This window comes from Streptomyces sp. NPDC004111 (assembly GCF_042874215.1).
Classification (GTDB): Bacteria; Actinomycetota; Actinomycetes; order Streptomycetales; family Streptomycetaceae; genus Streptomyces.
The window spans coordinates 157,868-180,332 of record NZ_JBIAMU010000015.1; the positions used below are offsets into that span (position 1 = coordinate 157,868).

Below are 22,465 nucleotides of genomic sequence, written 5' to 3' on the forward strand. Positions count from 1 at the left end.
CCGCTGCGCGTCCTACTCGGCGGAGTCGGCCGAGGCCGCCGCCGTCTTCTTCGCAGGTGCCTTCTTGGCGGGCGCCTTCTTGGCGGCCGAGGCCGTCGTCTTCTTGGCCGCGGTCTTCGTGGCGGCCGTCTTCTTCGCCGCCGTCTTCTTCGCGGCGGTCTTCTTCGCCGGCGCCTTCTTGGCCGCCTTCTTCGCGGTCTTCTTCGCCGGTCCCTTGGCCCGCTTCTCGGCGAGCAGCTCGTAGCCGCGCTCCGGAGTGATCTCCTCCACGCTGTCGCCGGAGCGCAGCGTCGCGTTGGTCTCGCCGTCGGTGACGTACGGGCCGAACCGGCCGTCCTTCACCACGACGGGACGCTCGCTGACCGGGTCGGTGCCCAGTTCCTTCAGCGGCGGCTTGGCCGCGGCGCGGCCCCGCTGCTTCGGCTGGGCGTAGATCGCCAGTGCCTCTTCGACCGTGATGGAGAAGAGCTGGTCCTCGGTCTCCAGCGACCGCGAGTCCGTGCCCTTCTTCAGGTACGGCCCGTAGCGCCCGTTCTGCGCGGTGATCTCGACGCCCTCGGCGTCGGTGCCCACCACCCGGGGCAGCGACATCAGCTTGAGCGCGTCCGCCAGGGTCACGGTGTCCAGCGACATCGACTTGAAGAGCGAGGCGGTCCGCGGCTTCACCGCGTTCTTGCCGGTCTTCGGCGTCCCCTCGGGCAGGATCTCCGTGACGTACGGGCCGTAGCGGCCGTCCTTCGCGACGATCTGCCGCCCGGTCTCCGGGTCGGCGCCCAGCTCGAAGTCACCGCTCGGCTTGGCGAGCAGTTCCTCCGCGTACTCCACCGTCAGCTCGTCCGGAGCCATGTCGTCCGGTACGTCGGCGCGCTGGTGGTTCTCCGCGTCCTTGTCACCGCGCTCGACGTACGGACCGTAGCGGCCGACCCGCAGCACGATGCCGTCGCCGACCGGGAACGACGAGATCTCCCGCGCGTCGATCGCGCCGAGGTCGGTCACCAGTTCCTTGAGCCCGCCGAGGTGGTCGCCGTCGCCGTTGCCCGCGTCGGAGGCGGCGCCCGCCGCCTCGCCCTCACCGAAGTAGAACCGCTTCAGCCACGGCACGGACTGGGCCTCGCCCCGCGCGATGCGGTCGAGGTCGTCCTCCATCCGGGCGGTGAAGTCGTAGTCGACGAGCCGGCCGAAGTGCTTCTCCAGCAGGTTGACCACGGCGAAGGACAGGAAGGACGGGACGAGCGCCGTCCCCTTCTTGAAGACGTACCCCCGGTCCAGGATCGTGCCGATGATCGAGGCGTACGTGGACGGGCGGCCGATCTCGCGCTCTTCCAGCTCCTTGACCAGCGAGGCCTCGGTGTAGCGGGCCGGCGGCTTGGTGGCGTGGCCGTCGACGGTGATCTCCTCGGCGGCCAGCGCGTCGCCCTCGGCGACCTGCGGGAGCCTGCGCTCGCGGTCGTCCAGCTCCGCGTTCGGGTCGTCGGCGCCCTCGACGTACGCCTTCATGAAGCCGTGGAAGGTGATCGTCTTGCCGGAGGCGGAGAACTCGGCGACCCGGCCGTCGGAGGCGGTGCCGGCGATCTTCACGGTGACGGAGTTGCCGACCGCGTCCTTCATCTGGGAGGCGACGGTCCGCTTCCAGATCAGCTCGTAGAGCTTGAACTGGTCGCCGGTCAGTCCGGTCTCGGCCGGAGTGCGGAAGCGGTCCCCGGACGGACGGATCGCCTCGTGCGCCTCCTGCGCGTTCTTGACCTTGCCGGCGTACGTGCGCGGCTTGTCCGGCAGGTACGAGGCGCCGTACAGCTGGGTCACCTGGGTGCGCGCGGCCTGGACTGCGGTGTCGGACAGCGTCGTGGAGTCCGTACGCATATAGGTGATGAAGCCGTTCTCGTACAGCTTCTGGGCCACCTGCATCGTCGACTTCGCACCGAAACCGAGCTTGCGGGACGCCTCCTGCTGGAGGGTCGTCGTACGGAAGGGGGCGTACGGCGAGCGGCGGTAGGGCTTGGACTCGACCGAGCGCACGGCGAAGGAGGAGTCGGCGAGCGCGGCGGCCAGGGCCCGCGCGTTCGCCTCGTCGAGGTGCTGGACGTCGCTCTTCAGTTGTCCGGCCGCGTTGAAGTCGCGGCCCTGGGCGATGCGCCTGCCGTCGACCGTCACCAGGCGGGCGACCAGGGAGGACGGGTCGGAGGCGTCACCGGCGCGTCCGGTGGAGAACGTACCGGTGAGGTCCCAGTACTCAGCAGAACGAAAAGCGATGCGCTCGCGTTCCCGGGCGACGACCAGTCGGGTGGCGACGGACTGGACACGGCCGGCCGACAGCCGCGGCATGACCTTCTTCCACAGGACCGGCGAGACCTCGTAGCCGTAGAGCCGGTCGAGGATGCGGCGGGTCTCCTGGGCGTCGACCATCGGCTGGTTCAGCTCGCGCGGGTTCGACACCGCCTCGCGGATCGCGTCCTTGGTGATCTCGTGGAAGACCATCCGGTGGACCGGGACCTTGGGCTTCAGTACCTCTTGCAGGTGCCACGCGATGGCTTCGCCCTCGCGGTCCTCATCGGTGGCGAGGAAGAGTTCGTCCGACTCGGCCAGCAGCTCCTTGAGCTTCTTGACCTGCGCCTTCTTGTCGGAGTTCACGACGTAGATGGGCTGGAAGTCGTGCTCGACGTCCACGCCGAGGCGGCGCACCTCGCCGGTGTACTTGTCCGGCACCTCGGCGGCGCCGTTGGGGAGGTCGCGGATGTGCCCGACGCTCGCCTCGACTACGTATCCGGGGCCGAGGTAGCCCTTGATCGTCTTCGCCTTGGCAGGAGACTCGACGATGACGAGTCGGCGGCCGCCCTGTGCGGTCTCGCTGGTCGGGGACAACTTGGCTCTTCTCTCCGGTCGACACTCGTGGTCACAAGCGGTGGTCCGTGGGCGCCGGGCACGGGTCGTGCCGACGCTCAACGCTGCGGAGTGTGACGGTACAACCCGCCCCCGTGTCAAACGGCAAAAGCCCGAAAGCCCGCAACGGCCACTCCGGAGACGGTAACCCGACAATCGCCATTCCTGCCGCCCGGACCGACACACCACCCCTTACGGGTCCGACGCCCTCCGCCCACTGGTCCACCGCCGCACCGCACCGCCGGACGCCCTCCCACCTGGTCTCCCTCACCCGCCGCCGACCGGCGTGAGCTTCCCCGCCTCCGCCTTCCCGTCGGCGCGGCCGACCGTGCAAACGATCTTGTTGAAGCCGCTGTTCCACTCCTCCTCGCCGGCGATCCGGCCCAGCACGGTCAGTTTCGCGCCGGGCGCCCAGGCCGCCTCGAACCGGTTGCCGCAGAGCTTGTGGACGTTGTCGAGCGCCCGCTTGAACGTCATGCCCGCCGGTGCCCCCACCGACCCGACCACCTGGTCGGTGTGCGGCTCCGTGCAGTCCGTGAGCAGCGCGGAGAAGGTCGTCTTCAGGTCCTTGTAGTTCCAGCAGTCGCCGACCGCCATCGCCGGTACCGGCAGGTCCAGGCCGATGTCCCGGAACCTGCCGACCTCGCTGCCGATCCCGGTGTGCCGCCCGAGCACCAGGCAGACCACCTCGCCGCCGGCCCGGTCGAACCCCTGGGCCGTCGGGATCAGCGGGTACGACGCCGCGTCGGGCAGCGCGTCCACCACCCCGCGGGTCTCGCTCCGGCAGACGGCGGCCCCGTCCTGCCGGGCGGCCTCCGCGGTGTCGAACCTGGCCACCGCCATCGCCTGGCCGTCCGGCTGGTCGTTCGCGCAGTCCGCGACCCCGATGTTGGGCTGCCCGGAGAACGGCCCGCTCGTCCACACCGCGTTGACGCAGTCCCCCACGGTCAGGGACTTGGTCAGGCCGATGTCCGCCCCGTACGGATAGAGCCCGCCGGAGCCCGTGGCCGGTTCGCTCGGCCGGGCGGACGGCGTACGGGACGCGGACGAAGTGGCTCCGGCGCCGCCGGCCCGGTCCTTCTTGCCCGCCTCGGTGGTGAGCACCGCCCAGGTGGTGCCGCCCGCCGCGAGCACCAGGAGCACGACCGCCCCCACGACGACGGCCTTCCGGGGCCTGGGCCGACGTTGCCCACCCGCACCGGAAGCCGATGCTCCGGGAGGGGGGCCGGGGGTGGGGGTGGGAGTAGCGGTGGTGTCGGGGGTGGGGGTGTGCGCGGGGCCGGGCGGCTGTGCTGCGCCGGGCGCGTGAGCTGCGCCGATGGTCTCGGCGTCCCGGTCGACTTCGGGGGTGCCGAGGGGGTTGGGGGTACCGGTGGGGCCGGGCGTGCCGACGGGGCTAGGGCTGCCGAACGGGCTGGGGGTGCCTGGTGCGCCAGGTGTATTGGGGGTCCCGGGGGCGCCTTGGGCTCCGTACTCCCTGTACGCCCCGTACGTCTCGTACATTCCGTGCATCCCAGGGGTACCTGGGGTCCCGGGAGTCCCAGGTGCACCGGGGTTTCCAGGACCTCCGGGACTCCCGGGCGTCCCGCCTTCAGGAGTGCCGGGCGTGCCGGGAGTTCCCGAGGCGTCGGGTGCGCCCGGAGTGGCAGGTGTGCCGGACGCACCGGGTATGCCGGGCGTGCCAGGGGTGCTGAGCGCGCCAGGTGTGCCAGGGGTGCCCGGTGTCGCGGGTGCCGTCGGCGTTCCCGCGCCGCTCCCGCCGGGCGTCCCCGGGGTGTGCGGGTCTCCCGGGCCGCCGCGTGCGTACGGATTCTGCTCGTACGGGTAGGGATGGGGCCCCTGGCGGGGGTCGTACGGGCCCCGGGGCGGGGTTCCGCCCGCGCCGCCCGGGGTGGACGCCCCCGCACCCAACGGCACGGTCCCGCTCCCCGGAGCCGCACCGGGACCAATGCCTCCGCCACCGATTCCGTACGGCGGCACCGGTCCGAACCCCCGCACCGGCCCCTGCCGCACCCGTTCCAGCCCGTGCGCCACGGTCTCGGGCGCGGACCGCCGGAGCGGGTTCTTCCGCAGCAGTTCCAGCAGTACGGGGCCCAGCAGTTCCCCGGCCCGCACCGGTGGAGCCGGAGGCTCCGTCAGCAGGGCGGTGAGCATGGCGTAGTTGTCGTCCCGGTCGAAGGCGCCCCGCCCCTCGACGGCCGTGTACAGCGTCGCGCCGAGCGAGAAGAGGTCGGCGGCCGGTGTCGGCGGATCCCCGTGGGCCCGCTCGGGCGCCAAGTAGCCGGGGGTGCCGAGGATTCCGGCGGTGGCCGTCAGCCGGGGTTCGTTCAGGCCGGGCCGGAGCGCGATCCCGTAGTCGGTCAGCAGCACCCGCCCGTACGGTCCGGAACTGTCCGGGGCCAGCAGGATGTTGGCCGGTTTCACATCTCGGTGGAGGATGCCGATCCGGTGGCCGAAAGTGAGCGCGTCGAGCACACCGAGCCCGATCCGGGCGGTCTCCTGCGGCGACAGCGGTCCCGAACTCCGCACCAGCGCCTGGAGATCCACCGCATCGGGCACGAACTCCATGACGATCCAGGGCAGTCCGTCGTGCACCACCACGTCGTGCACGGTGACCACGTGCGGATGGCCGCGCAGCCGGGCCGCGTTGCGGGCCTCGCTGCGCGCGCGGGCGATCCGCTCGGACCGGTCGCGCTCACCGGCCGAGTCCCCGTCCGCCGCCGGCGGCATGACGATCTCCTTGATGGAGACCTCGGTGGTCAGCTCCTGGTCGTAGGCCAGCCACACCCGGCCCATGCCGCCCAGGCCCAGCTTCCGAACCAGCCGGTACCGTCCCGCGACGATCCGCTGCCCACCCCGCTCCGGCGTGCTGCCCGCCATGGCGCCTCCCCCGAGACCACTCCCCCGGGAGCGCGCTCCCGGGACGGCTTCCTGCGCGGACACGGCACACGCGCCCGCGCCTTCTCCGAAGGTAGCCGCGCACCGGGGGCAGTACGGAGACCCTTACCGGGTAAATGCCGTCACTCGGTACCCATGGCCTCCTCGTCCCCCAGCGGCACCAGGAATCCCTGTTCCACCATGGACCGAATGGCTTCCGGGGTCCGGTCCCGCAGCAGTACCGGGTCCTCGTCCATGAGCTGGGCGATGGCGTCCAGGATCTGTCCGGCGCTCAGGGTCCCGTCACAGACCCCGGCGAAGCCCGCACCGACCGTGTCGGCCCTGGTCGCCCTTCGCATGCCGCGGTTCTGCCGCAGCACCACGTACTCCGGGTCCTCCTGGCCGGGCACCCCGATCTGCTCCTGCACGACCTCGTCCGCCAGCACGAACCGGTCGGCGAGCAGCGCGGCGTCGTCGTGCCCGCTCAGGTAGTCCTGGCGCTCGAAGTGGGCCCTGATCACCGGGCCGAGCGGCTGCTCGACCGGGTGCGGCCACTCCTCGACGGTGACCGAGGGCTCGCCGGGCAGCTCGGCCGGACGCTTGCGCAGGGTGATCCAGCCGAAGCCGACGCCGGTGGTCTTCCGCTCCTCGAACTCGTCCAGCCACGCCTCGTACCGCGCCGCGTACTCGGCCGGGTCGGTGCGGTGGTCGCCGCCGTCGCGCAGCCACAGTTCGGCGTACTGCGTGATGTCCTGCACCTCGCGCTGCACGATCCACGCGTCGCAGTCACGCGGCACCCAGGAGCGGAGCCGGTCCTTCCAGTCCTCGCCCTCCACGTGCTGCCAGTTGGCCAGGAACTGGGCGAAGCCGCCCGCGTTCAGCCGCTGCCCCGCGCCGGAGACGAGCGTGCGGCACAGGTCGTCGCCGCCCATCCCGCCGTCGCGGTAGGTGAGCCGGGCACCGGGCGAGATGACGAACGGCGGGTTGGAGACGATCAGGTCGTACGTCGCCTCCCCGACCGGCTCGAAGAGCGACCCCTCCAGCAGTTCGGCCTGTGCCGCCCCCGACAGCGCGAGGGTGAGCCGGGTGAAGTCCAGGGCACGGGGGTTCAGGTCGGTGGCGGTGACCCGCACCGCGTGCTGCGCGGCGTGCAGCGCCTGGATGCCGGACCCGGTACCGAGGTCGAGGGCCGAGCCGACGGGCGTCCGTACGGTGATCCCGGCGAGCGTGGTGGAGGCGCCGCCGACGCCGAGCACGACGCCCTCCTCGCGGGTGCCCGCACCGCCGGCGCCGCCGACCGCGCGCCCGAGGTCGGACACGATGAACCAGTCCTGGCCCTCGTCCCCGCCGTACGGCCGCACGTCGACGCGACCGCGCAGCTCGCCGGTGTCCGCGTCGGCCGCCAGCCATCCGTCGGCCAGGCACAGGTCCACCGGCAGCACCTCGGCGGCGCGGGCGGCGGGCACGGACTCCTGGAGCAGGAAGAGCCGCACCAGCGTGGCGAGGGGGCCGTCGCCACGGGTCGCCCGCAGCGCGGGCACGGTCTCGCCGCGGGCCAGCGCGCTGTAGGCGGGCGCGCCGAGCAGATCGAGCAGCCCGTCGGCGGTGAAGGCCGCGGCGAGCAGGGCGTCCCGCAGTCGGGCCGCGTTCTGCGGGGTGGGCAGGGACTCGGGCAGGGGCGCGGAAAGGCTGGTCTGACTCACCCCGCCATTGTCACCGCTGCCACTGACAATCCCGGTACCGCAGGGCCCGGACCGGCCCCGGCCGCGGCAACCGCCCGCACCCCGCACACCGTCCGGACCCCGCACACCGCCCGCACCTCGCACACCGTCCGTACCCCGCGCACCACCGCTGCCGTGCACACCACCAGCGCGACATACGCCCCGCCCGCCCCGACGGTCCGTTACGAGGCCTTGGCGTACTTCTCGTTCGCCGCGCAGAGGATCGGCTGGCCGGCGACCTTGCCCATGTCCTTGCCGAGCTTGTCCAGGCCCTTGGCGAACTCGCCCTGGTTCTTGGTGTCCAGCGCGTCGGCCTGCTTCTTCAGCTCGGTGAAGGAGGCGGCCCGCTTCTCCAGGTCCTGGATCATCTTCTTGTGCCGCTCCTCACCGCCCTTGATCGGCGGCGCACCGGCCTGCCGCAGCACCGTGACCAGCTCCTTGTCCGCGTCCACCATCTGCTGGAGGGAGGCGGAGTCGGCCTTCTTGATGTCCTCCGGCTTGCCGTCGTCCGTCACCGCGGCCATCGTGCGGTCCGCCTTCTTCCCCTTCTCCAGGGAAGCCTTCTCCTTGGGGCAGTAGGAGTTGAACCACGCCTCCGCTTCCTTCTTGGCCTTCTCCTCGGGGCTGTCCCCGCAGCCGGTCAGCGTGGTCATCATCACCAGTACCGCACCGCCGGACAGTGCGGCCGCAAGCTTCTTGTTCACCGGATTGGTCCCTTCCAAGGCTCTCGGCCCCGGAACATACACGCCAAGTGGGTCGTCCCCGCGTGTCGGCCATCCGGTTTACCCACCATTGAAGCCATTTGCACCAAGAGAGAGACAGCTCACGAACCCCGCCCGCACCCCCTGCCGCACCTCGGCGCGAACGGGCGGCCGGCGCTCCAACCAGCGCAGACCGCCCGTCTTTTGATCATTTGTCACCCGCCTCGCCGCACGCTCGGCTAGGTCACCGCCTTCGTTGCCACGGGCGGCTTCGGCTGCTCGGGAACACCGCCCGAGTTGCCTTCGTCACCCATCACGATCCCGCGCCGTTTGGACACGTACACCGCGCCGACGATCACACCGACGGCGATCACCGCGACCACGGCCCGTACCCACGGATTGGCGTCGACGCCGAAGCTGAACTGCACCACCGCGGGCGCGATCAGCAGTGCCACCAGGTTCATCACCTTCAGCAGCGGATTGATCGCGGGACCCGCCGTGTCCTTGAACGGGTCACCGACGGTGTCCCCGATCACGGTCGCGGCATGCGCCTCGCCGCCCTTGCCGCCGTGGTGCCCGTCCTCGACGAGCTTCTTGGCGTTGTCCCAGGCGCCGCCCGAGTTCGCGAGGAAGACGGCCATCAGCGTGCCCGCCCCGATCGCCCCCGCGAGGTACGCGCCGAGCGCGCCGACGCCGAAGGTGAAGCCGACCGCGATCGGTGCCATGACGGCCAGCAGCCCGGGTGTCGCCAGCTCCCGCAGCGCGTCCTTGGTGCAGATGTCGACGACCCGCCCGTACTCCGGTTTCTCGGTGTAGTCCATGATCCCGGGGTGCTCGCGGAACTGCCTGCGCACCTCGAAGACCACGGCACCGGCGGACCGGGAGACCGCGTTGATCGCCAGCCCCGAGAAGAGGAAGACGACCGCGGCGCCCAGCATCAGCCCGACGAGGTTGTTGGGCTGCGCGATGTCCATGACGATGTTGACCGGCGCCCCCTCGCCGCTGGTCCTGACGATCCCCGCGTCCTTCGCGGCCCCGAGGATCGCGTCCCGGTACGAGCCGAAGAGCGCCGCCGCCGCGAGGACCGCGGTGGCGATCGCGATGCCCTTGGTGATGGCCTTCGTCGTGTTGCCCACCGCGTCCAGGTCGGTCAGCACCTGGGCGCCGGCCCCGGTGACGTCGCCGGACATCTCCGCGATGCCCTGCGCGTTGTCGGAGACCGGGCCGAAGGTGTCCATCGCGACGATGACACCGACGGTGGTGAGCAGCCCGGTCCCGGCCAGCGCCACCGCGAACAGGGCCAGGATGATCGACGTCCCGCCCAGCAGGAACGCCCCGTACACGCCGAGCCCGATGAGCAGCGCGGTGTAGACGGCGGACTCCAGCCCGATGGAGATGCCGGCCAGCACCACGGTCGCGGGCCCGGTCAGCGACGACTTGCCGATGTCGCGGACCGGCCGCCGGGTGGTCTCGGTGAAGTACCCGGTCAGCTGCTGGATGAGTGCGGCCAGCACGATCCCGATGGCGACCGCGACCAGCGCGAGCATCCGCGGGTCGCCGCTGTGCCCGAGGACCGACTTGTCCGCGACGCCCTCCAGGTCGGCGTACGACGACGGCAGGTGCACGAAGACGGCCACGGCCACCAGGACGAGCGAGATCACCGCGGAGATGAAGAACCCGCGGTTGATCGCGGACATGCCACTGCGGTCGCTGCGCCGGGGTGCCACGGCGAAGATCCCGATCATGGCGGTGACCACCCCGATCGCCGGGACGATCAGCGGGAACGCGAGCCCCGCGTCGCCGAAGGCCGCCATGCCGAGGATCAGCGCGGCGACCAGGGTCACGGCGTACGACTCGAACAGGTCGGCCGCCATGCCCGCGCAGTCGCCGACGTTGTCGCCCACGTTGTCCGCGATGGTCGCGGCATTGCGCGGATCGTCCTCCGGAATGCCCTGTTCGACCTTGCCGACCAGGTCGGCGCCGACGTCGGCGGCCTTGGTGAAGATGCCGCCGCCGACCCTCATGAACATCGCGATGAGGGCCGCCCCCAGTCCGAAGCCCTCCAGGACCTTCGGCGCGTGCTCGGCGTACACGAGGACGACGACGGCCGCGCCCAGCAGGCCGAGGCCCACCGTAATCATGCCGACGACGCCGCCCGTACGAAATGCGATCTTCATTGCCTTGTGCGAGACGGAGGTCAGATCCTTTTCCGCCGAACAGTTTTCCGTCTCCCCATCCACAGGGGTCGCTTCCCGCGCAGCCGCAGCAACACGCACATTGCTTCGTACGGCCAGACGCATACCGATGTAACCGGTGGCCGCCGAGAACGCCGCGCCGACGAGGAAGAACACCGAACGCCCTATCCGCTGCGAGGTGTTGTCCGCCGGGAGAAGCAGCAGAAGAAAGACCACGACCACCGCGAAGATCCCGAGGGTGCGCAACTGCCTCATGAGATAGGCATTCGCGCCCTCCTGCACGGCGGCGGCGATCTTCTTCATGGATTCGGTGCCTTCACCGGCCGCCAGTACCTGACGTACCAGCAGCTGAGCGACGATCAGCGCGGCGACCGCGACGGCCGCGATGACGATCACGACGAGCCGGTTGTTGTCGGTCAGTGAGACCGCGAGATTCGTGAAGTGTTCGGACTGTGGGGAGTTGAGAAGTCCCGCCATTCGTCCTCCTTGATGCAGAGCTCAAGATGTGGACGGATTGTAGGTAGCGGAAGCTGATCTCAACAGAGTGCCGTTGCCGGATCAAGAAAACGGATCACCGGAATTGATCACGGAAAAGCTTCCCGAAAAGATCGAGAAATACGAAAGGCCCTGCTGAGCAGGGCCTTTCGAAAATCATCGGGGCGACACACAGGAGATCCGTGCGCCTGCGAAGAATACCTTCAGGGCATTACCGCCGCGGAAGCGGTGGGCCAGCTCATCCGGATCACTCCGCCGTTTTCCCCGTCAATGACCTGGAGGTCGTCGACGAGCCCGCTGATGACGGCGAGACCCATGTCGTCCTCGCCGTCGGATTCGAGGTCCACCGATCCCGGTGCCGCGCCGGGCGCCACACGCGCCCCCGGCACCGCCCCGGCCGGCCCGGGAAGCTCGTCGCCGACCTCGATGGAGAAGGACTTCTCCTCCTCGGTCAGCGCGACCCGGACCGGTGCCGCGATGTTGTTCGTACGGTGCAGACCGACGGCCCGGGAGCACGCCTCACCCACCGCGAGCCGGACCTCGTCCAGCACCGCCTCGTCGACCCCGGCCCGGCGCGCCACGGCGGCCGCCACGAGGCGGGCCGTCCTGACGTGCTCGGGCTGGGCGCTGAAACGGAGTTCCACGGTGGCCATTGCGCTCCCCCTCGGACGTACGGGCGTGCGTCCGCAGGGGCCGGGCGGCAAGGCCCGGCACCCCACGTCGTACTTCTTGTTCTGCTCTTGGTTCAGCCTGCTTCCGGAAACCGGAAGCCGTCAGTCGGTGGCCGCGACGGCTTCGTCGACCGTGGTGTGAATCGGGAACACCTTGGTCAGCCCGGTAATCCGGAAGATCTTGAGAATGCGCTCCTGGTTGCAGACCAGGCGCAGCGAGCCCTCGTGGGCACGCACGCGCTTCAGTCCGCCCACGAGCACGCCGAGGCCGGTGGAGTCGAGGAAGTCCACGCCCTCCATGTCGACGACCAGGTGATAGCTGCCGTCGTTCACCAACTCGACCAACTGCTCGCGCAGCTTGGGCGCGGTATACACATCAATCTCGCCACCGACCTCGACGACCGTACGGTCGCCTGCGGGTCCGGTCACGTTGCGAGTCGACAGGGACAGGTCCACGGATCCTCCAGCACCTTGCTATCGAGCGGCCGTCCCCCTGTTGTCTCCCCGGCGGAGCCAGAGGACGGAACGCCAGCCGCGATGGCATTCAATCACTTACCAGCAGGCGAGCACGACGCCTTGGGTCCATTGTCCGTCACGCCAGTGACACACTCGGCGGTGATGGCCAAGAATCCCCGTCCCGGACGACCTCCCCAGAGCAGGGCCGATGCCCCGTCTCCCGGTGAGGTCCTCGCCCGTCTCACCGCAGGGGAGAGCCGGGCCGCTCGCGTCACTCATACGGAGCACTTGCCCCCGCGGGAGGGCAGCCATGCAGTATGGCCCGACCGCATCCGCGGCGAAGTGATCGCGGCGATCCAGGAAACCGGGATCGCGCACCCCTGGACCCACCAGGCACGGGCCGCGGAGCACGCGCTGGACGGCGAATCAGTGGTGATCGCCACAGGAACGGCCTCGGGCAAGTCGCTCGCCTACCTGGCGCCGGTCCTCACCGCCCTCCTGGACGGCTCCGAGGCCCCGAACGGCCGGGGGGCGACCGCGCTCTACCTCGCCCCCACCAAGGCGCTCGCCGCCGACCAGCGCCGCGCGGTGAAATCCCTCGCCGCGCCGCTCGGCAACGCGATCCGCCCCGCGGTCTACGACGGCGACACCCCGGTCGAGGAGCGCGAGTGGGTCCGCCAGTACGCGAACCTCGTCCTGACCAACCCCGACATGCTGCACCGCGGGATCCTGCCCTCCCACCCCCGCTGGTCCTCCTTCCTGAAGGCGCTGCGGTACGTCGTCATCGACGAGTGCCATACCTACCGGGGCGTCTTCGGCTCGCACGTCGCCCAGGTCGTACGCAGGCTGCGCCGCCTGTGCGCCCGCTACGGCGCCGAACCCGTCTTCCTGCTCGCCTCGGCCACCGCCGCCGATCCGGCCGTCGCAGCGAGCCGCCTGACGGGCCTGCCGGTCCAGGAGGTCGCCGACGACGCCTCCCCGCGCGGCGAACTCGTCTTCGCCCTCTGGGAGCCCCCGCTCACCGAGTTCCACGGCGAGAACAACGCCCCCGTCCGCCGCACCGCCACCGCGGAGACCGCCGACCTCCTCACCGACCTGATCCTGCACAACACCCGCACAGTCGCCTTCGTGCGCTCCCGCCGCGGCGCCGAGCTGATCTCCCTCATCGCCAAGGAACGCCTCTCCGAGGTCGACCGCACCCTGCCGCGCCGGGTCGCCGCCTACCGGGGCGGCTACCTCCCGGAGGAACGCCGCGCCCTGGAGGCGGCCCTGCACTCCGGAGAGCTCCTCGGCCTCGCCGCCACCACCGCCCTCGAACTCGGCATCGACGTCTCGGGCCTGGACGCCGTCCTCATCGCCGGTTACCCCGGGACCCGGGCCTCCCTGTGGCAGCAGGCCGGCCGCGCGGGCCGCTCCGGCGACGGCGCCCTGGCCGTTCTGGTGGCCCGCGACGACCCGCTGGACACCTACCTGGCCCACCATCCCGAGGCCCTGTTCGCCCAGCCCGTCGAGTCCACCGTCCTGGACCCCGACAACCCCTACGTCCTCGCCCCCCACCTGTGCGCCGCCGCCGCCGAACTCCCGCTCACCGAGCCCGACTTCACCCTCTTCGGCCCGGCCTCCGCCCCGCTCCTCCCGTCCCTCGAAGCCGCGAACCTGCTGCGCCGCCGCTCACGGTCCTGGTACTGGACCCGCCGCGAGCGGGCCGCCGACCTCACCGACATCCGGGGCGGCGGCGGCAACCCCGTCCAGATCGTCGAGGAGTCCACCGGCCGTCTGCTGGGGACCGTGGACGCCGAGGCCGCCCACACGGCCGTCCACGAGGGCGCCGTCCACCTGCACCAGGGCCGCACCTACCTGGTCCGCCGGCTCGACCTGGACGACTCCGTCGCCCTCGTCGAGGAGGCCGCCCCGCCGTACTCCACGACCGCCCGTGACACCACCGCCATCTCCATCCTCGCCACCGACGAGACCGTGCCCTGGGGCACCGCCCGCCTCCACTACGGCTCCGTCGAGGTCACCAACCAGGTCGTCTCCTTCCTGCGCCGCAAACTCATCACCGGCGAGGTGCTCGGCGAGACCAAACTCGACCTGCCGCCCCGCACCCTGCGCACCCGCGCCGTCTGGTGGACCCTCACCGAGGACGACCTCGACGCGGCCCGGCTGAACCCCGAGATCCTCCCCGGCGCCCTGCACGCCGCCGAACACGCCGCCATCGGTCTCCTTCCGCTCTTCGCCACCTGCGACCGCTGGGACATCGGCGGCGTGTCCATCCCGCTCCACCCGGACACGCTCCTGCCCACGGTCTTCGTCTACGACGGCCACCCGGGCGGCGCGGGCTTCGTCGAGCGCGGCTTCCACACCGCCCAGGCCTGGCTGACCGCCACCCGCGAGGCCATCGCCTCCTGCGAGTGCGAAGCGGGCTGCCCGTCCTGCATCCAGTCCCCCAAGTGCGGCAACGGCAACGACCCCCTCCACAAACGCGGCGCCCTCCGCCTCCTCACCACCCTCCTCAACGCGGCCCCACCCCCGAACACGCCCTCACCACCGCCCCCGACCCCGTAGCACCGCCCCTCCGGGCACCATGAGCAGCAGCCCGTTGCGGCCACAGTGGCCCTCCCCGTCCGCCCCGGAACTCCCAAGAGCCTCCCGAGCGGCCCAGCGGCCCAGCGGCCCAGCGGCCCAGCGGCCCAGCGGCCCAGCGGCCCAGCGGCCCAGCGGCCCAGCGGCCCAGCGGCCCAGCGGCTGCGGGAGCCAATCACATGCGGACCCGCCCGGCCCCGCCGCCCCCGGTCCGTCCCGACCGCTCCGCCTCATCCCGGCCCCGCCCGGGACCTCACCACCACCTCGTACGGCCCCACCTTCGCCCCCACCGAAACGTCCGCCACCTCCCCCCGCACCGCGCACCCCACCACCCGTACTCCCTGTGCCCGCGCCACCTCCGTGGCCCTTCCGCAGGCCGCGCTCTCGCCCCGTGTCCACTCCCCGGCCGCCGCCAGTGCCGCGAGGTCGGCGCCGCCGCCCGCCCGGTGCCGGGCCACCACCGCCTGGCCCATGGACAGCACCCCCGCGAACACCAGCCCCAGCACCGCGATCACCCCGAGCGCCCACACTGTCGCCGAGCCCCGGTCCCGGCCCGGCCCGGCCCCTAGGCCGCGCTCCGTCGCCGCCGCCCCTCGGTCTCCCTCCGCTGCCGCCCCTCGGCCCCGGCCGCTCCCCGTCCACCGGCCGGCCCGCCTCATGTGCCCGCCCCCACCGTCTCCTCGGCGAGTGCCACCGCTTCCGCGCGCAGTGTCAGCCCCAGGCCGCCGGGGCCCGGCGCGGGGGCCGTCACCGACACCCGCACCAGGTCGCCCTCCCGCCGGAGCGCGACACTCGCGCCGTCGGGTGCCGCTTGCCGGACCGCCGCCTCGGTCGCCGCCGGAGGCTCCTGGCGGGCCGCCGCCCGAGCCCCTGCCCGCGCCGCGTCCACGCACTGGATCTGCGCGGCAGCGGCCATCAGCGACCACACCAGAGCCATCCCGAACACCACCAGCACCGGCAGCACCAGCGCCGCCTCCGCGGTCACGAACCCCCGGTCCCCGGAGCCCGGCCCCGCACGGCCCCGCACCCCCGTCCGCTCAGAACTGCACATCGAGCGCCCTGCCCACCGCCGCCTGCAACGCCGCCGAAACCGCGCCACTGTTGACGACCTTGTAGAGCACCGCCGCGAAGGCACACGCGGCGATCGTTCCCACCGCGTACTCGGACGTGGTCATCCCCTCGTCACGAGCCCTCCGCCGCGCCGCCCAGGCACCTCGCACACCCGGTACCACCCAGCCCCGCATCCACTTCCGCATGACAACCTCCGTGATTTCCGCCTCAGTTCGTACGACTCCGCTCGCCCCGCCCCGTCCTGTCGGGCGGAACCCGTCCCTCACCCACCTCCCAGCAGCCCGTCCGCCAGACCGATCACCACCGGCGCGACCCCCATCACCAGGAACGCCGGCAGAAAGCACAGCGACAGCGGCATGACGATCAGTACGGCGGCCCGGTTGGCGCCTGCCTCGGCCCTGCGCGCACGTTCCGCCCGCAGCCGGTCCGCCACCCGGGCCACCGGTCCCGCCGCCGGAGCGCCGCTGCTGCCGGCCCGCTCCAGGCACCTGGCCAGCCCCTCCGCGCCCGGTATGGACCCCAACCGGCCCCACGCCTCGGCCGGTTCGCCACCGAGCCGCAGTTCGGCCGCCACCCGCGTGAGCCGCTCCCCGACCGGACCGCCGAGCGACGCCCCCACCGCCTCGGCCGCCTCCCTGGGCCCGGCCCCCGAGGCCACGCAGGCCGCCAAAAGGTCTGCTGCCAGCGGAAGTTGCCGCCCTGCGGCGGCCTCCTCCGCCGCCGCCTCACCCCGTGGCCGCCGCCCCCGCTGCCACCGCCGTACGCCGATCGCCGCGGCAGCTCCGAGCAGGCACCCCCACACCCCGCCCACCAACACGTACCCGGTGATCACCGCTCCGGCAGGCCCGCCCCAGTCCCGCGCCCACGCCGCCCCGCCGCGAAACCCTCCGCGCCGCCGCTCGGCGTACAGCGCCGCCTCGACCGCCAGCAGTGCCGCGAGCCGCCGTTTCGTCTCCTGCTCCCGGCGCCGGCCCGCCACCGCGAAGAGCAGACATCCCGCGGCCGAACCGGCCGACAGAACTACCCCCAGCCTGTGGACAACGTCCCCGTTCACGCGCCCTCCCCCTCTCCGCTCCGTACGATCCGGCGGGCCCACGCCAGGCCCCCGGCCTCCAGCAGTCCGCCCGCGACCAGGCATCCGAGCCCCAGCGGCGTGTGCAGGAGCACCCCGAGCGGGTCGGCGCCCATCGCGCTGCCGATCACCACCCCCACCACGGGCAACAGCGCGAGCAGCGCCACCGTCGACCACGCTCCGGACAGCCGGGCCCGCAACTGCTCGCGGCGGTCCCGCTCGTCCCGCAGGGCGGCCTCCAGCCGTTCCAGCCCGGCGGCGAGCCCGGCCCCGCTGCCCACCGACACCTGCCAGCAGACGGCGATCCCGACCAGTCCCCCGGCCCCCGGTTCGCCCGCCGCCCGGTGCAGCGCCACCGGCACATCACCCCCGAACCGGGCCGCCGCCAGCACCTCGGCCTCCGCGGCCCCGAGCCCTCCGGTGTCCGCGGCTGCCGCGCACAGGGCCTGCCCCGGCTGGCTCCCGGCCCGCAGTTCCCCGCTCACCGCACCGCACAGCGCGATCACCCGGTCCCCGCGCGCACCTCGTGCCCGCGCCAGCTCCCGCGCCCGCAACCGCCGTCCCACCAGGGGCACCGCCACCGCCCCGAGCACCAGCGGAATCACCGACTCGGCGAGCACGGCGACCAGGGCCGCCACCGGCACGCACAGCCACTGGGGCGGCACCCGCTCCCGCAACCGGCGCCACCACGCCTCCCACGGGGGCGCCCCCCGCTCCTCCGCCGGGCCACCGGCCACCACCAGGCGGGCCCGCCGCATCTCGTGCTCCCAGCCGACCAGCAGCCACGCCGCCAGCCCCGCGCACAGCATCGCCGCGTACCCGGCGGCTCCCACCGGGCTCACCACGCGTCCCCGATCAGCTCCCGCAACCGGGGCCAGCCGCGCTCCCGCACGAACCCCTCGGCGCCCCAGCGCAGCGCGGGCACCGTCACCACAAGCCCGGCCGCGTCCCGCCCGAGCACGTGCACCTCGGCGAGCCTGCGCCGCCCGTCGCGGTCCCGAACGAGGTGCAGCACCACCGACAGAGCGGCCCCCAACTGGCTGTGCAGCGCCGCCCGGTCGAGCCCCGCGGCCGTCCCCAGCGCCTCCAGCCGGGCGGGTACATGTGCCGCCGCATTGGCGTGCACCGTGCCGCAGCCGCCCTCGTGCCCCGTGTTCAGGGCCGCCAGCAGGTCGGTCACCTCGGCCCCTCGGACCTCCCCGACCACCAGCCGGTCGGGCCGCATCCGCAGCGCCTGCCGCACCAGGTCCCGCAGGGTGACCCGGCCTGCACCTTCCTGGTTGGGGGGTCTGGACTCCAGACGCACCACGTGCGGATGGTCGGGCCGCAGCTCCGCCGAGTCCTCGGCCAGCACGATCCGCTCGCGCGCGCCGACCAGCCCCAGCAGAGCCGAGAGCAGCGTGGTCTTGCCCGCTCCCGTGCCCCCGCTGATCACGTACGACAGCCGGGCCTCCACCAGCGCCCGCAGCAGTACGTCCCCGCCGGGCGGCACCGTGCCCGCCGCGACCAGTTCGTCGGGCCGGAACGCCTTCGGCCGCACCACCCGCAGCGACAGGCAGGTCGCCCCGACGGCAACCGGCGGCAGGACCGCGTGCATCCGCGTCCCGTCCGGCAGCCGCGCGTCCACCCACGGCCGGGCGTCGTCCAGCCGTCGTCCGGCGACGGCCGCGAGCCGCTGCGCCAGCCTGCGCACCGCAGCCGCGTCCGCGAAGGTCACCCCGGAGAGTTCCAGGCCCGCACCCCGGTCCACCCACACCCGGTCCGGCGCCGACACCAGTACGTCGCTCACGGACGGATCGGCGAGCAGCGGCTCCAGCGGCCCCGTACCCACCAGCTCGGACCTCAGCTCCGCTGCCGCGCCGAGCACTTCGGCGTCGCCCAGCAGCCGCCCCTGGGCGCGCAGCGCGGCGGCCACCCTGGCCGGTGTCGGCTCCGCGCCGCTCTCGGCGAGCCGCTGACGCACGGCGTTGAGAAGTACGGTCGCGCTCATCGGGCCGCACCCCCGACCAGTGCGCGCTCCCAGAAGGCCGTGCAGAACCGGGCCAGTGGCCCGCGCGTGCTGCTCCCCGGCGGGTCCCCGCCCGACAGGGCTTCCCACAGGCCGGGTTCGGGAGGAAGCTCGCCCACCAGTGGCAGGTTCAGGGTCTTGGCCACCCACTCCTCGTCGAGCCCCGCCGCGTACGGGCCCCGTACGACGGTGCGCAGGTCCGCCAGGACCATGCCCGCCGCCGAGGCGACCCGTTTGGCCGCGGCCACCGCCCGCAGTTCGCCCGGCACCACCAGCAGCCCCACGTCCAGCTGGGCCAGCGCCTCCGCCACGCTCTCGTCCACCCGGCGCGGCAGGTCCACGACCACCACTCCGCCGGCCCGGCGGGCCGCGGCCAGCACGGCCCGCATCGCCTCCGGCGGGATCACCACGGCGTCGCTGCGGTCCCAGCTCAGCACCCTCAGGTCGTGCAGCCGGGGCAGCGACTCCTCCAGCGCGGCACTGGCCACCCGCCCCCGGGAAGAGGCGAAATCCGGCCACCGCAGACCTTCCACCGCCTCACCGCCGAGCAAGACGTCGAGCCCGCCGCCGAGCGGGTCCCCGTCGACGAGCAGCGCCCGGCGGCCCGAGCGGGCCGCCGTGACGGCCAGCGCGCAGGCCAGGGTGGACGCCCCGGCGCCGCCGCGTCCGCCCATCACGCCGACGGTGAGTGCCTGACGGCCGACGCCCTCCGCCGCGTCGGCGATCTGGTTCACCAGCCAGTTCTCGGCGTCCGGCAGCCGCAGCACGTAGTCCGCGCCGATCTCGACGGCCCGCTGCCAGACCGACGGGTCGTCCTGGTCGTGCCCGACGAGCATGACGCCGCGTCTGCGCACGGCCCCGCGCACCCGGGCCGCCGCGTCGTCCCCGACGAGGACCAGCGGTGCGGACTCCCAGCTTCCGCGGCGCTCCGGCACTCCGTGATGGACTTCCGGCTCCGCTCCCGCCGCGGCACACAGCCTCAGCAGATCGTCGAGCAGTTCCACGTCCTCGGTGACGATCAGCGGTCCGCCGCGCCGCCCTTCGACGGCCGACAACCTGTCGGGTGTCATCGATCCAGCCACGATCCCCGCCCCCTCTCACTGCGATCTCAAGTGATTTGGACATCCGCTGAGTTCGCGGACTGGAATCACCGTGCAGCGATCTGGAAATCAATGTGGATCTTGCTCGAAAACTGTGGACAACTCCGCTCTTGTGAATATTCCGCTCACCCTTACCAGTGACTTCCAAGGGGAACGGAACAACTACACAGAGTAACGAGTTCACATCGTACGAAGCGAACACCGGAAGCCGGACAGCAGCGAGGGAGTCGAGCGATGAACACGTACGAGGGGCCGTACCGGAGCCGCAAAAAGCATCCGGACATGCGACGACCCCCGCCGGGGGGGAGAGCGGGGGTCGTCTGCCACGGTCCGACTCGGGGGGGGAGGAGCCGAACCGGGGTAGCACGGTCGCGAACGATCCGTGACTTCCATGGTGTACCCGAGAGCCTTCTCAGGCAAACCCACGCGCCCCAGCGTACGCCGAATGGTGGGCGCCTATGCTCGCCTCGTGGAAAACCACTCGTTGCCTCGTACCGCTGCCTTCTTCGATCTGGACAAGACTGTCATTGCGAAGTCGAGCACGCTGACCTTCAGCAAGTCCTTCTACCAAGGCGGACTGATCAACCGCCGGGCCGTTCTGCGAACGGCCTACGCACAGTTCGTCTTCCTGGCGGGCGGCGCCGACCACGATCAGATGGAGGGCATGCGCGAATATCTCTCCGCGCTCTGCAAGGGCTGGAACGTCCAGCAGGTACGGGAGATCGTCGCCGAGACCCTGCACGACCTGATCGACCCGATCATCTACGACGAGGCCGCCTCCCTGATCGAGGAGCACCACGCGGCCGGCCGGGACGTGGTGATCGTCTCGACGTCGGGCGCCGAGGTGGTGGAGCCGATCGGCGAGCTCCTGGGCGCCGACCGGGTGGTGGCCACCCGGATGGTCGTCGGCGACGACGGCTGCTTCACCGGTGAGGTGGAGTACTACGCCTATGGCCCCACCAAGGCCGAAGCGGTCAAGGAGCTCGCCGCATCGGAGGGGTACGACCTGACGCGCTGTTTCGCGTACAGCGATTCGGCCACCGACGTTCCGATGCTGGAGTCGGTCGGCAACCCGTTCGCGGTCAACCCGGACCGCGCGCTGCGCCGCGAGGCGACCGCCAGGGAGTGGCCGATTCTCGTCTTCAGCCGACCGGTCCGGCTGAAGCAGCGGATCCCTTCCCTCTCCATGCCGCCCCGCCCCGCCCTGATGGCGGCAGCGGCGGTGGGCGCGGCAGCCGCCACCGCCGGTCTCGTCTGGTACGCGAGCCGCCGCCGCGGCAGGCTCGCAGGAGACACCTCACTCGGACGCTTTGCCCGTATTTGAGAGTAAAAGTAAAGAAGTGCTGCCGGGGGTTCCGCTTCTCCGGCCAGGGGAGTACAAAGGACTCAACGGCCCGCGAGACCAGGGACATCCGAGAGGATCACCTTTCTACGCAGCACGGCCCCACGGACCGAAGCATGAAAGCCGAGCACCCACGCGACGTCGACCCGTCGATTACGGGCCAGCCGCACCAGGCCACGGGCGAAGATCCCGACCTGATGGGCAATCATTCGAGGACGCTTGGTAACCCGGCGGACATGCCAGCGGCGGTACCGATTCAGGTACCGCCGCATCTCTTTTCCGGCCACAAACCCCGGCGCGGCAGGGGCAGTTGAGGATCACCCCGGGACACCCCGACGCCGCACCCGACCTCGGCCGCGCTTCACGCCCCGGTCACGCCCCGCCTCGGGTGCCACTCGCACCCCGGCCGCACCGAGCGCGTCCGCCGCACCCCGCGCCCCGCTGCGCGAGAGCCTCAGGCCGCGCCCCGCTGCAGTGCCTCGCAGACCGCGGTCGACTCCCGGGCCCCCAGCTCCGCCGCGCGACCGCAGTGCGCGATCCACGCCGCCACACCCTCCGGCGTACCCGACACGTACCCCTCAAGGGCACCGACGTAGGCAGCCCGGCCCAGTTCCGCGTGGCCGACCTCGGCCGGGCAGACGGACTTCGGGTCGAGACCGCTGTTGATCAGGACGATGCGCTCGGCGGTGCGCGCGACCAGCCCGTTGTGCGAGCCGAACGGCCGCAGCGCCAGCAGCTCACCGTGCACCACCGCCGCAGTGACCAGCGCGGGAGCCGCGGCACCACCCGCGATGATCAGCTGGGACAGCCCTTCCAGCCGGCCCGCCACCTCGTCGGCACCCGGCAGCGGAAGCTCGATCAGCGGCTCGTCCACCGGTTCGCCCGCGAGCCGCGGCCTGCCCACCAGCTCGTCGGCGATCCCCGCACCCCCGGCCGCCACCAGGTGCAGACGCGCCAGCACCCGCAGCGGCGACTGGCGCCAGATCGACAGCAGCTGCCCGGCCTCGGCAGTCAGCCGCAGGGCGCCGCCGACCACCCAAGACTCCTCGTCCACGCTGAAGTCGGTACGCCGCCGCACCTCCTCCAACGCCCAGTCGGCACCGGAGAGCGCCGCCGAACCACGGGCTCCGCGCAGTGCGGCCTCCGCGGTGATCTCGTTGCTGCGGCGCCGCATGACGCGGTGTCCGTACACCCGGTCCACGGCCTTGCGCACGGAATCCACGGCCTCGGGCACACCGGTCAGCGCACCCAGCGCCGCGAGCGGGTCAGCGTTCGTACTCATAAGTAAGGAGCGTA

Annotated in this window: 17 protein-coding genes; 2 read left to right on the forward strand and 15 right to left on the reverse strand. The window is 72.2% G+C overall.

Translation table 11 applies throughout. The features are described 5' to 3' along the window. Window positions 1–12 precede the first annotated feature (12 nt). The 7 genes from topA to ACFYVL_RS27995 all read right to left on the reverse strand — a co-directional run bounded on the left by topA (window position 13) and on the right by ACFYVL_RS27995 (window position 11,993). Window positions 13–2,859 (reverse strand): type I DNA topoisomerase, encoded by a 2,847-nt coding sequence (topA, locus tag ACFYVL_RS27965; protein ID WP_389249542.1) that lies wholly within the window; start codon window positions 2,857–2,859, stop codon window positions 13–15. Between the two features lie 285 nt (window positions 2,860–3,144). Beyond that, window positions 3,145–5,757 (reverse strand): protein kinase, encoded by a 2,613-nt coding sequence (locus ACFYVL_RS27970; RefSeq protein ID WP_389249545.1) that lies wholly within the window; start codon window positions 5,755–5,757, stop codon window positions 3,145–3,147. A 140-nt stretch (window positions 5,758–5,897) separates the two neighbouring features. Beyond that, window positions 5,898–7,457 carry a methyltransferase gene (locus tag ACFYVL_RS27975; RefSeq protein WP_389249548.1) on the reverse strand — a complete coding sequence of 520 codons (1,560 nt, stop codon included), beginning with the start codon at window positions 7,455–7,457 and terminating at the stop codon, window positions 5,898–5,900. A 200-nt stretch (window positions 7,458–7,657) separates the two neighbouring features. Then, entirely contained in the window at window positions 7,658–8,179 is a 522-nt protein-coding gene (locus ACFYVL_RS27980; protein ID WP_389249550.1) for a small secreted protein, read from the reverse strand. Between the two features lie 236 nt (window positions 8,180–8,415). Further along, window positions 8,416–10,848, reverse strand: a complete 2,433-nt coding sequence (locus ACFYVL_RS27985) for a sodium-translocating pyrophosphatase (RefSeq protein ID WP_389249552.1) — start codon at window positions 10,846–10,848, stop codon at window positions 8,416–8,418. A 221-nt stretch (window positions 10,849–11,069) separates the two neighbouring features. Next, window positions 11,070–11,519 carry an ATP-binding protein gene (locus ACFYVL_RS27990; protein ID WP_389249554.1) on the reverse strand — a complete coding sequence of 150 codons (450 nt, stop codon included), beginning with the start codon at window positions 11,517–11,519 and terminating at the stop codon, window positions 11,070–11,072. Between the two features lie 120 nt (window positions 11,520–11,639). Further along, entirely contained in the window at window positions 11,640–11,993 is a 354-nt protein-coding gene (locus tag ACFYVL_RS27995) for an STAS domain-containing protein (RefSeq protein WP_185033884.1), read from the reverse strand. Between the two features lie 81 nt (window positions 11,994–12,074). On the opposite strand from ACFYVL_RS27995, the gene ACFYVL_RS28000 reads away from it, so the two are divergent. Further along, the gene (locus ACFYVL_RS28000; RefSeq protein ID WP_389249557.1) at window positions 12,075–14,558 is read left to right on the forward strand and encodes a DEAD/DEAH box helicase; all 2,484 of its coding nucleotides are present in this window, start codon (window positions 12,075–12,077) and stop codon (window positions 14,556–14,558) included. Between the two features lie 248 nt (window positions 14,559–14,806). Here the strand turns inward: ACFYVL_RS28000 and ACFYVL_RS28005 are convergent, their stop codons facing one another. The 7 genes from ACFYVL_RS28005 to ssd form a co-directional block, all read right to left on the reverse strand. Next, window positions 14,807–15,091, reverse strand: coding sequence for an Rv3654c family TadE-like protein (locus ACFYVL_RS28005; protein ID WP_389249559.1), 285 nt, complete (start codon window positions 15,089–15,091; stop codon window positions 14,807–14,809). A gap of 140 nt (window positions 15,092–15,231) precedes the next feature. Then, window positions 15,232–15,627, reverse strand: coding sequence for a TadE family type IV pilus minor pilin (locus tag ACFYVL_RS28010; protein ID WP_389249561.1), 396 nt, complete (start codon window positions 15,625–15,627; stop codon window positions 15,232–15,234). Continuing rightward, window positions 15,614–15,832, reverse strand: a complete 219-nt coding sequence (locus tag ACFYVL_RS28015; RefSeq protein WP_389249563.1) for a DUF4244 domain-containing protein — start codon at window positions 15,830–15,832, stop codon at window positions 15,614–15,616. Before ACFYVL_RS28015 ends, ACFYVL_RS28010 begins: the two co-directional genes overlap by 14 nt. A 77-nt stretch (window positions 15,833–15,909) precedes the next feature. Continuing rightward, window positions 15,910–16,701 carry a type II secretion system F family protein gene (locus ACFYVL_RS28020; RefSeq protein ID WP_389249565.1) on the reverse strand — a complete coding sequence of 264 codons (792 nt, stop codon included), beginning with the start codon at window positions 16,699–16,701 and terminating at the stop codon, window positions 15,910–15,912. Continuing rightward, on the reverse strand, window positions 16,698–17,528 hold the full coding sequence (locus ACFYVL_RS28025) for a type II secretion system F family protein (RefSeq protein WP_389249783.1): 831 nt from the start codon (window positions 17,526–17,528) through the stop codon (window positions 16,698–16,700). The genes ACFYVL_RS28020 and ACFYVL_RS28025 overlap by 4 nt, the downstream gene beginning before the upstream one ends. A gap of 29 nt (window positions 17,529–17,557) precedes the next feature. Then, complete coding sequence (locus ACFYVL_RS28030; RefSeq protein WP_389249567.1) at window positions 17,558–18,709, reverse strand: TadA family conjugal transfer-associated ATPase; 1,152 nt, start codon at window positions 18,707–18,709, stop codon at window positions 17,558–17,560. Then, window positions 18,706–19,797 carry a septum site-determining protein Ssd gene (ssd, locus tag ACFYVL_RS28035; RefSeq protein WP_389249569.1) on the reverse strand — a complete coding sequence of 364 codons (1,092 nt, stop codon included), beginning with the start codon at window positions 19,795–19,797 and terminating at the stop codon, window positions 18,706–18,708. The genes ACFYVL_RS28030 and ssd overlap by 4 nt, the downstream gene beginning before the upstream one ends. A gap of 475 nt (window positions 19,798–20,272) precedes the next feature. Here ssd and ACFYVL_RS28040 point away from each other — a divergent pair, with 475 nt between their 5' ends. Then, window positions 20,273–21,151: an HAD family hydrolase gene (locus ACFYVL_RS28040; protein WP_389249571.1), complete on the forward strand. Its 879-nt coding sequence runs from the start codon at window positions 20,273–20,275 to the stop codon at window positions 21,149–21,151. A 472-nt stretch (window positions 21,152–21,623) separates the two neighbouring features. Here ACFYVL_RS28040 and ACFYVL_RS28045 read toward each other — a convergent pair whose 3' ends face one another. Beyond that, window positions 21,624–22,451, reverse strand: a complete 828-nt coding sequence (locus ACFYVL_RS28045) for an oxidoreductase (protein WP_389249573.1) — start codon at window positions 22,449–22,451, stop codon at window positions 21,624–21,626. Window positions 22,452–22,465 lie beyond the last annotated feature (14 nt).

Coding starts and splice junctions, on each gene's coding strand:
- ACFYVL_RS27970 (WP_389249545.1), bottom strand. CDS start 5,757: ATGGCGGGCAGCACGCCGGAGCGGGGTGGGCAGCGGATCGTCGCGGGA.
- ACFYVL_RS27985 (WP_389249552.1), bottom strand. CDS start 10,848: ATGGCGGGACTTCTCAACTCCCCACAGTCCGAACACTTCACGAATCTC.
- ACFYVL_RS27990 (WP_389249554.1), bottom strand. CDS start 11,519: ATGGCCACCGTGGAACTCCGTTTCAGCGCCCAGCCCGAGCACGTCAGG.
- ACFYVL_RS28000 (WP_389249557.1), top strand. CDS start 12,075: ATGGCATTCAATCACTTACCAGCAGGCGAGCACGACGCCTTGGGTCCA.
- ACFYVL_RS28010 (WP_389249561.1), bottom strand. CDS start 15,627: ATGTGCAGTTCTGAGCGGACGGGGGTGCGGGGCCGTGCGGGGCCGGGC.
- ACFYVL_RS28015 (WP_389249563.1), bottom strand. CDS start 15,832: ATGCGGAAGTGGATGCGGGGCTGGGTGGTACCGGGTGTGCGAGGTGCC.
- ACFYVL_RS28025 (WP_389249783.1), bottom strand. CDS start 17,528: ATGCTGTGCGCGGGGCTGGCGGCGTGGCTGCTGGTCGGCTGGGAGCAC.
- ACFYVL_RS28030 (WP_389249567.1), bottom strand. CDS start 18,709: ATGAGCGCGACCGTACTTCTCAACGCCGTGCGTCAGCGGCTCGCCGAG.
- ssd (WP_389249569.1), bottom strand. CDS start 19,797: ATGACACCCGACAGGTTGTCGGCCGTCGAAGGGCGGCGCGGCGGACCG.
- ACFYVL_RS28040 (WP_389249571.1), top strand. CDS start 20,273: ATGGTGGGCGCCTATGCTCGCCTCGTGGAAAACCACTCGTTGCCTCGT.
- ACFYVL_RS28045 (WP_389249573.1), bottom strand. CDS start 22,451: ATGAGTACGAACGCTGACCCGCTCGCGGCGCTGGGTGCGCTGACCGGT.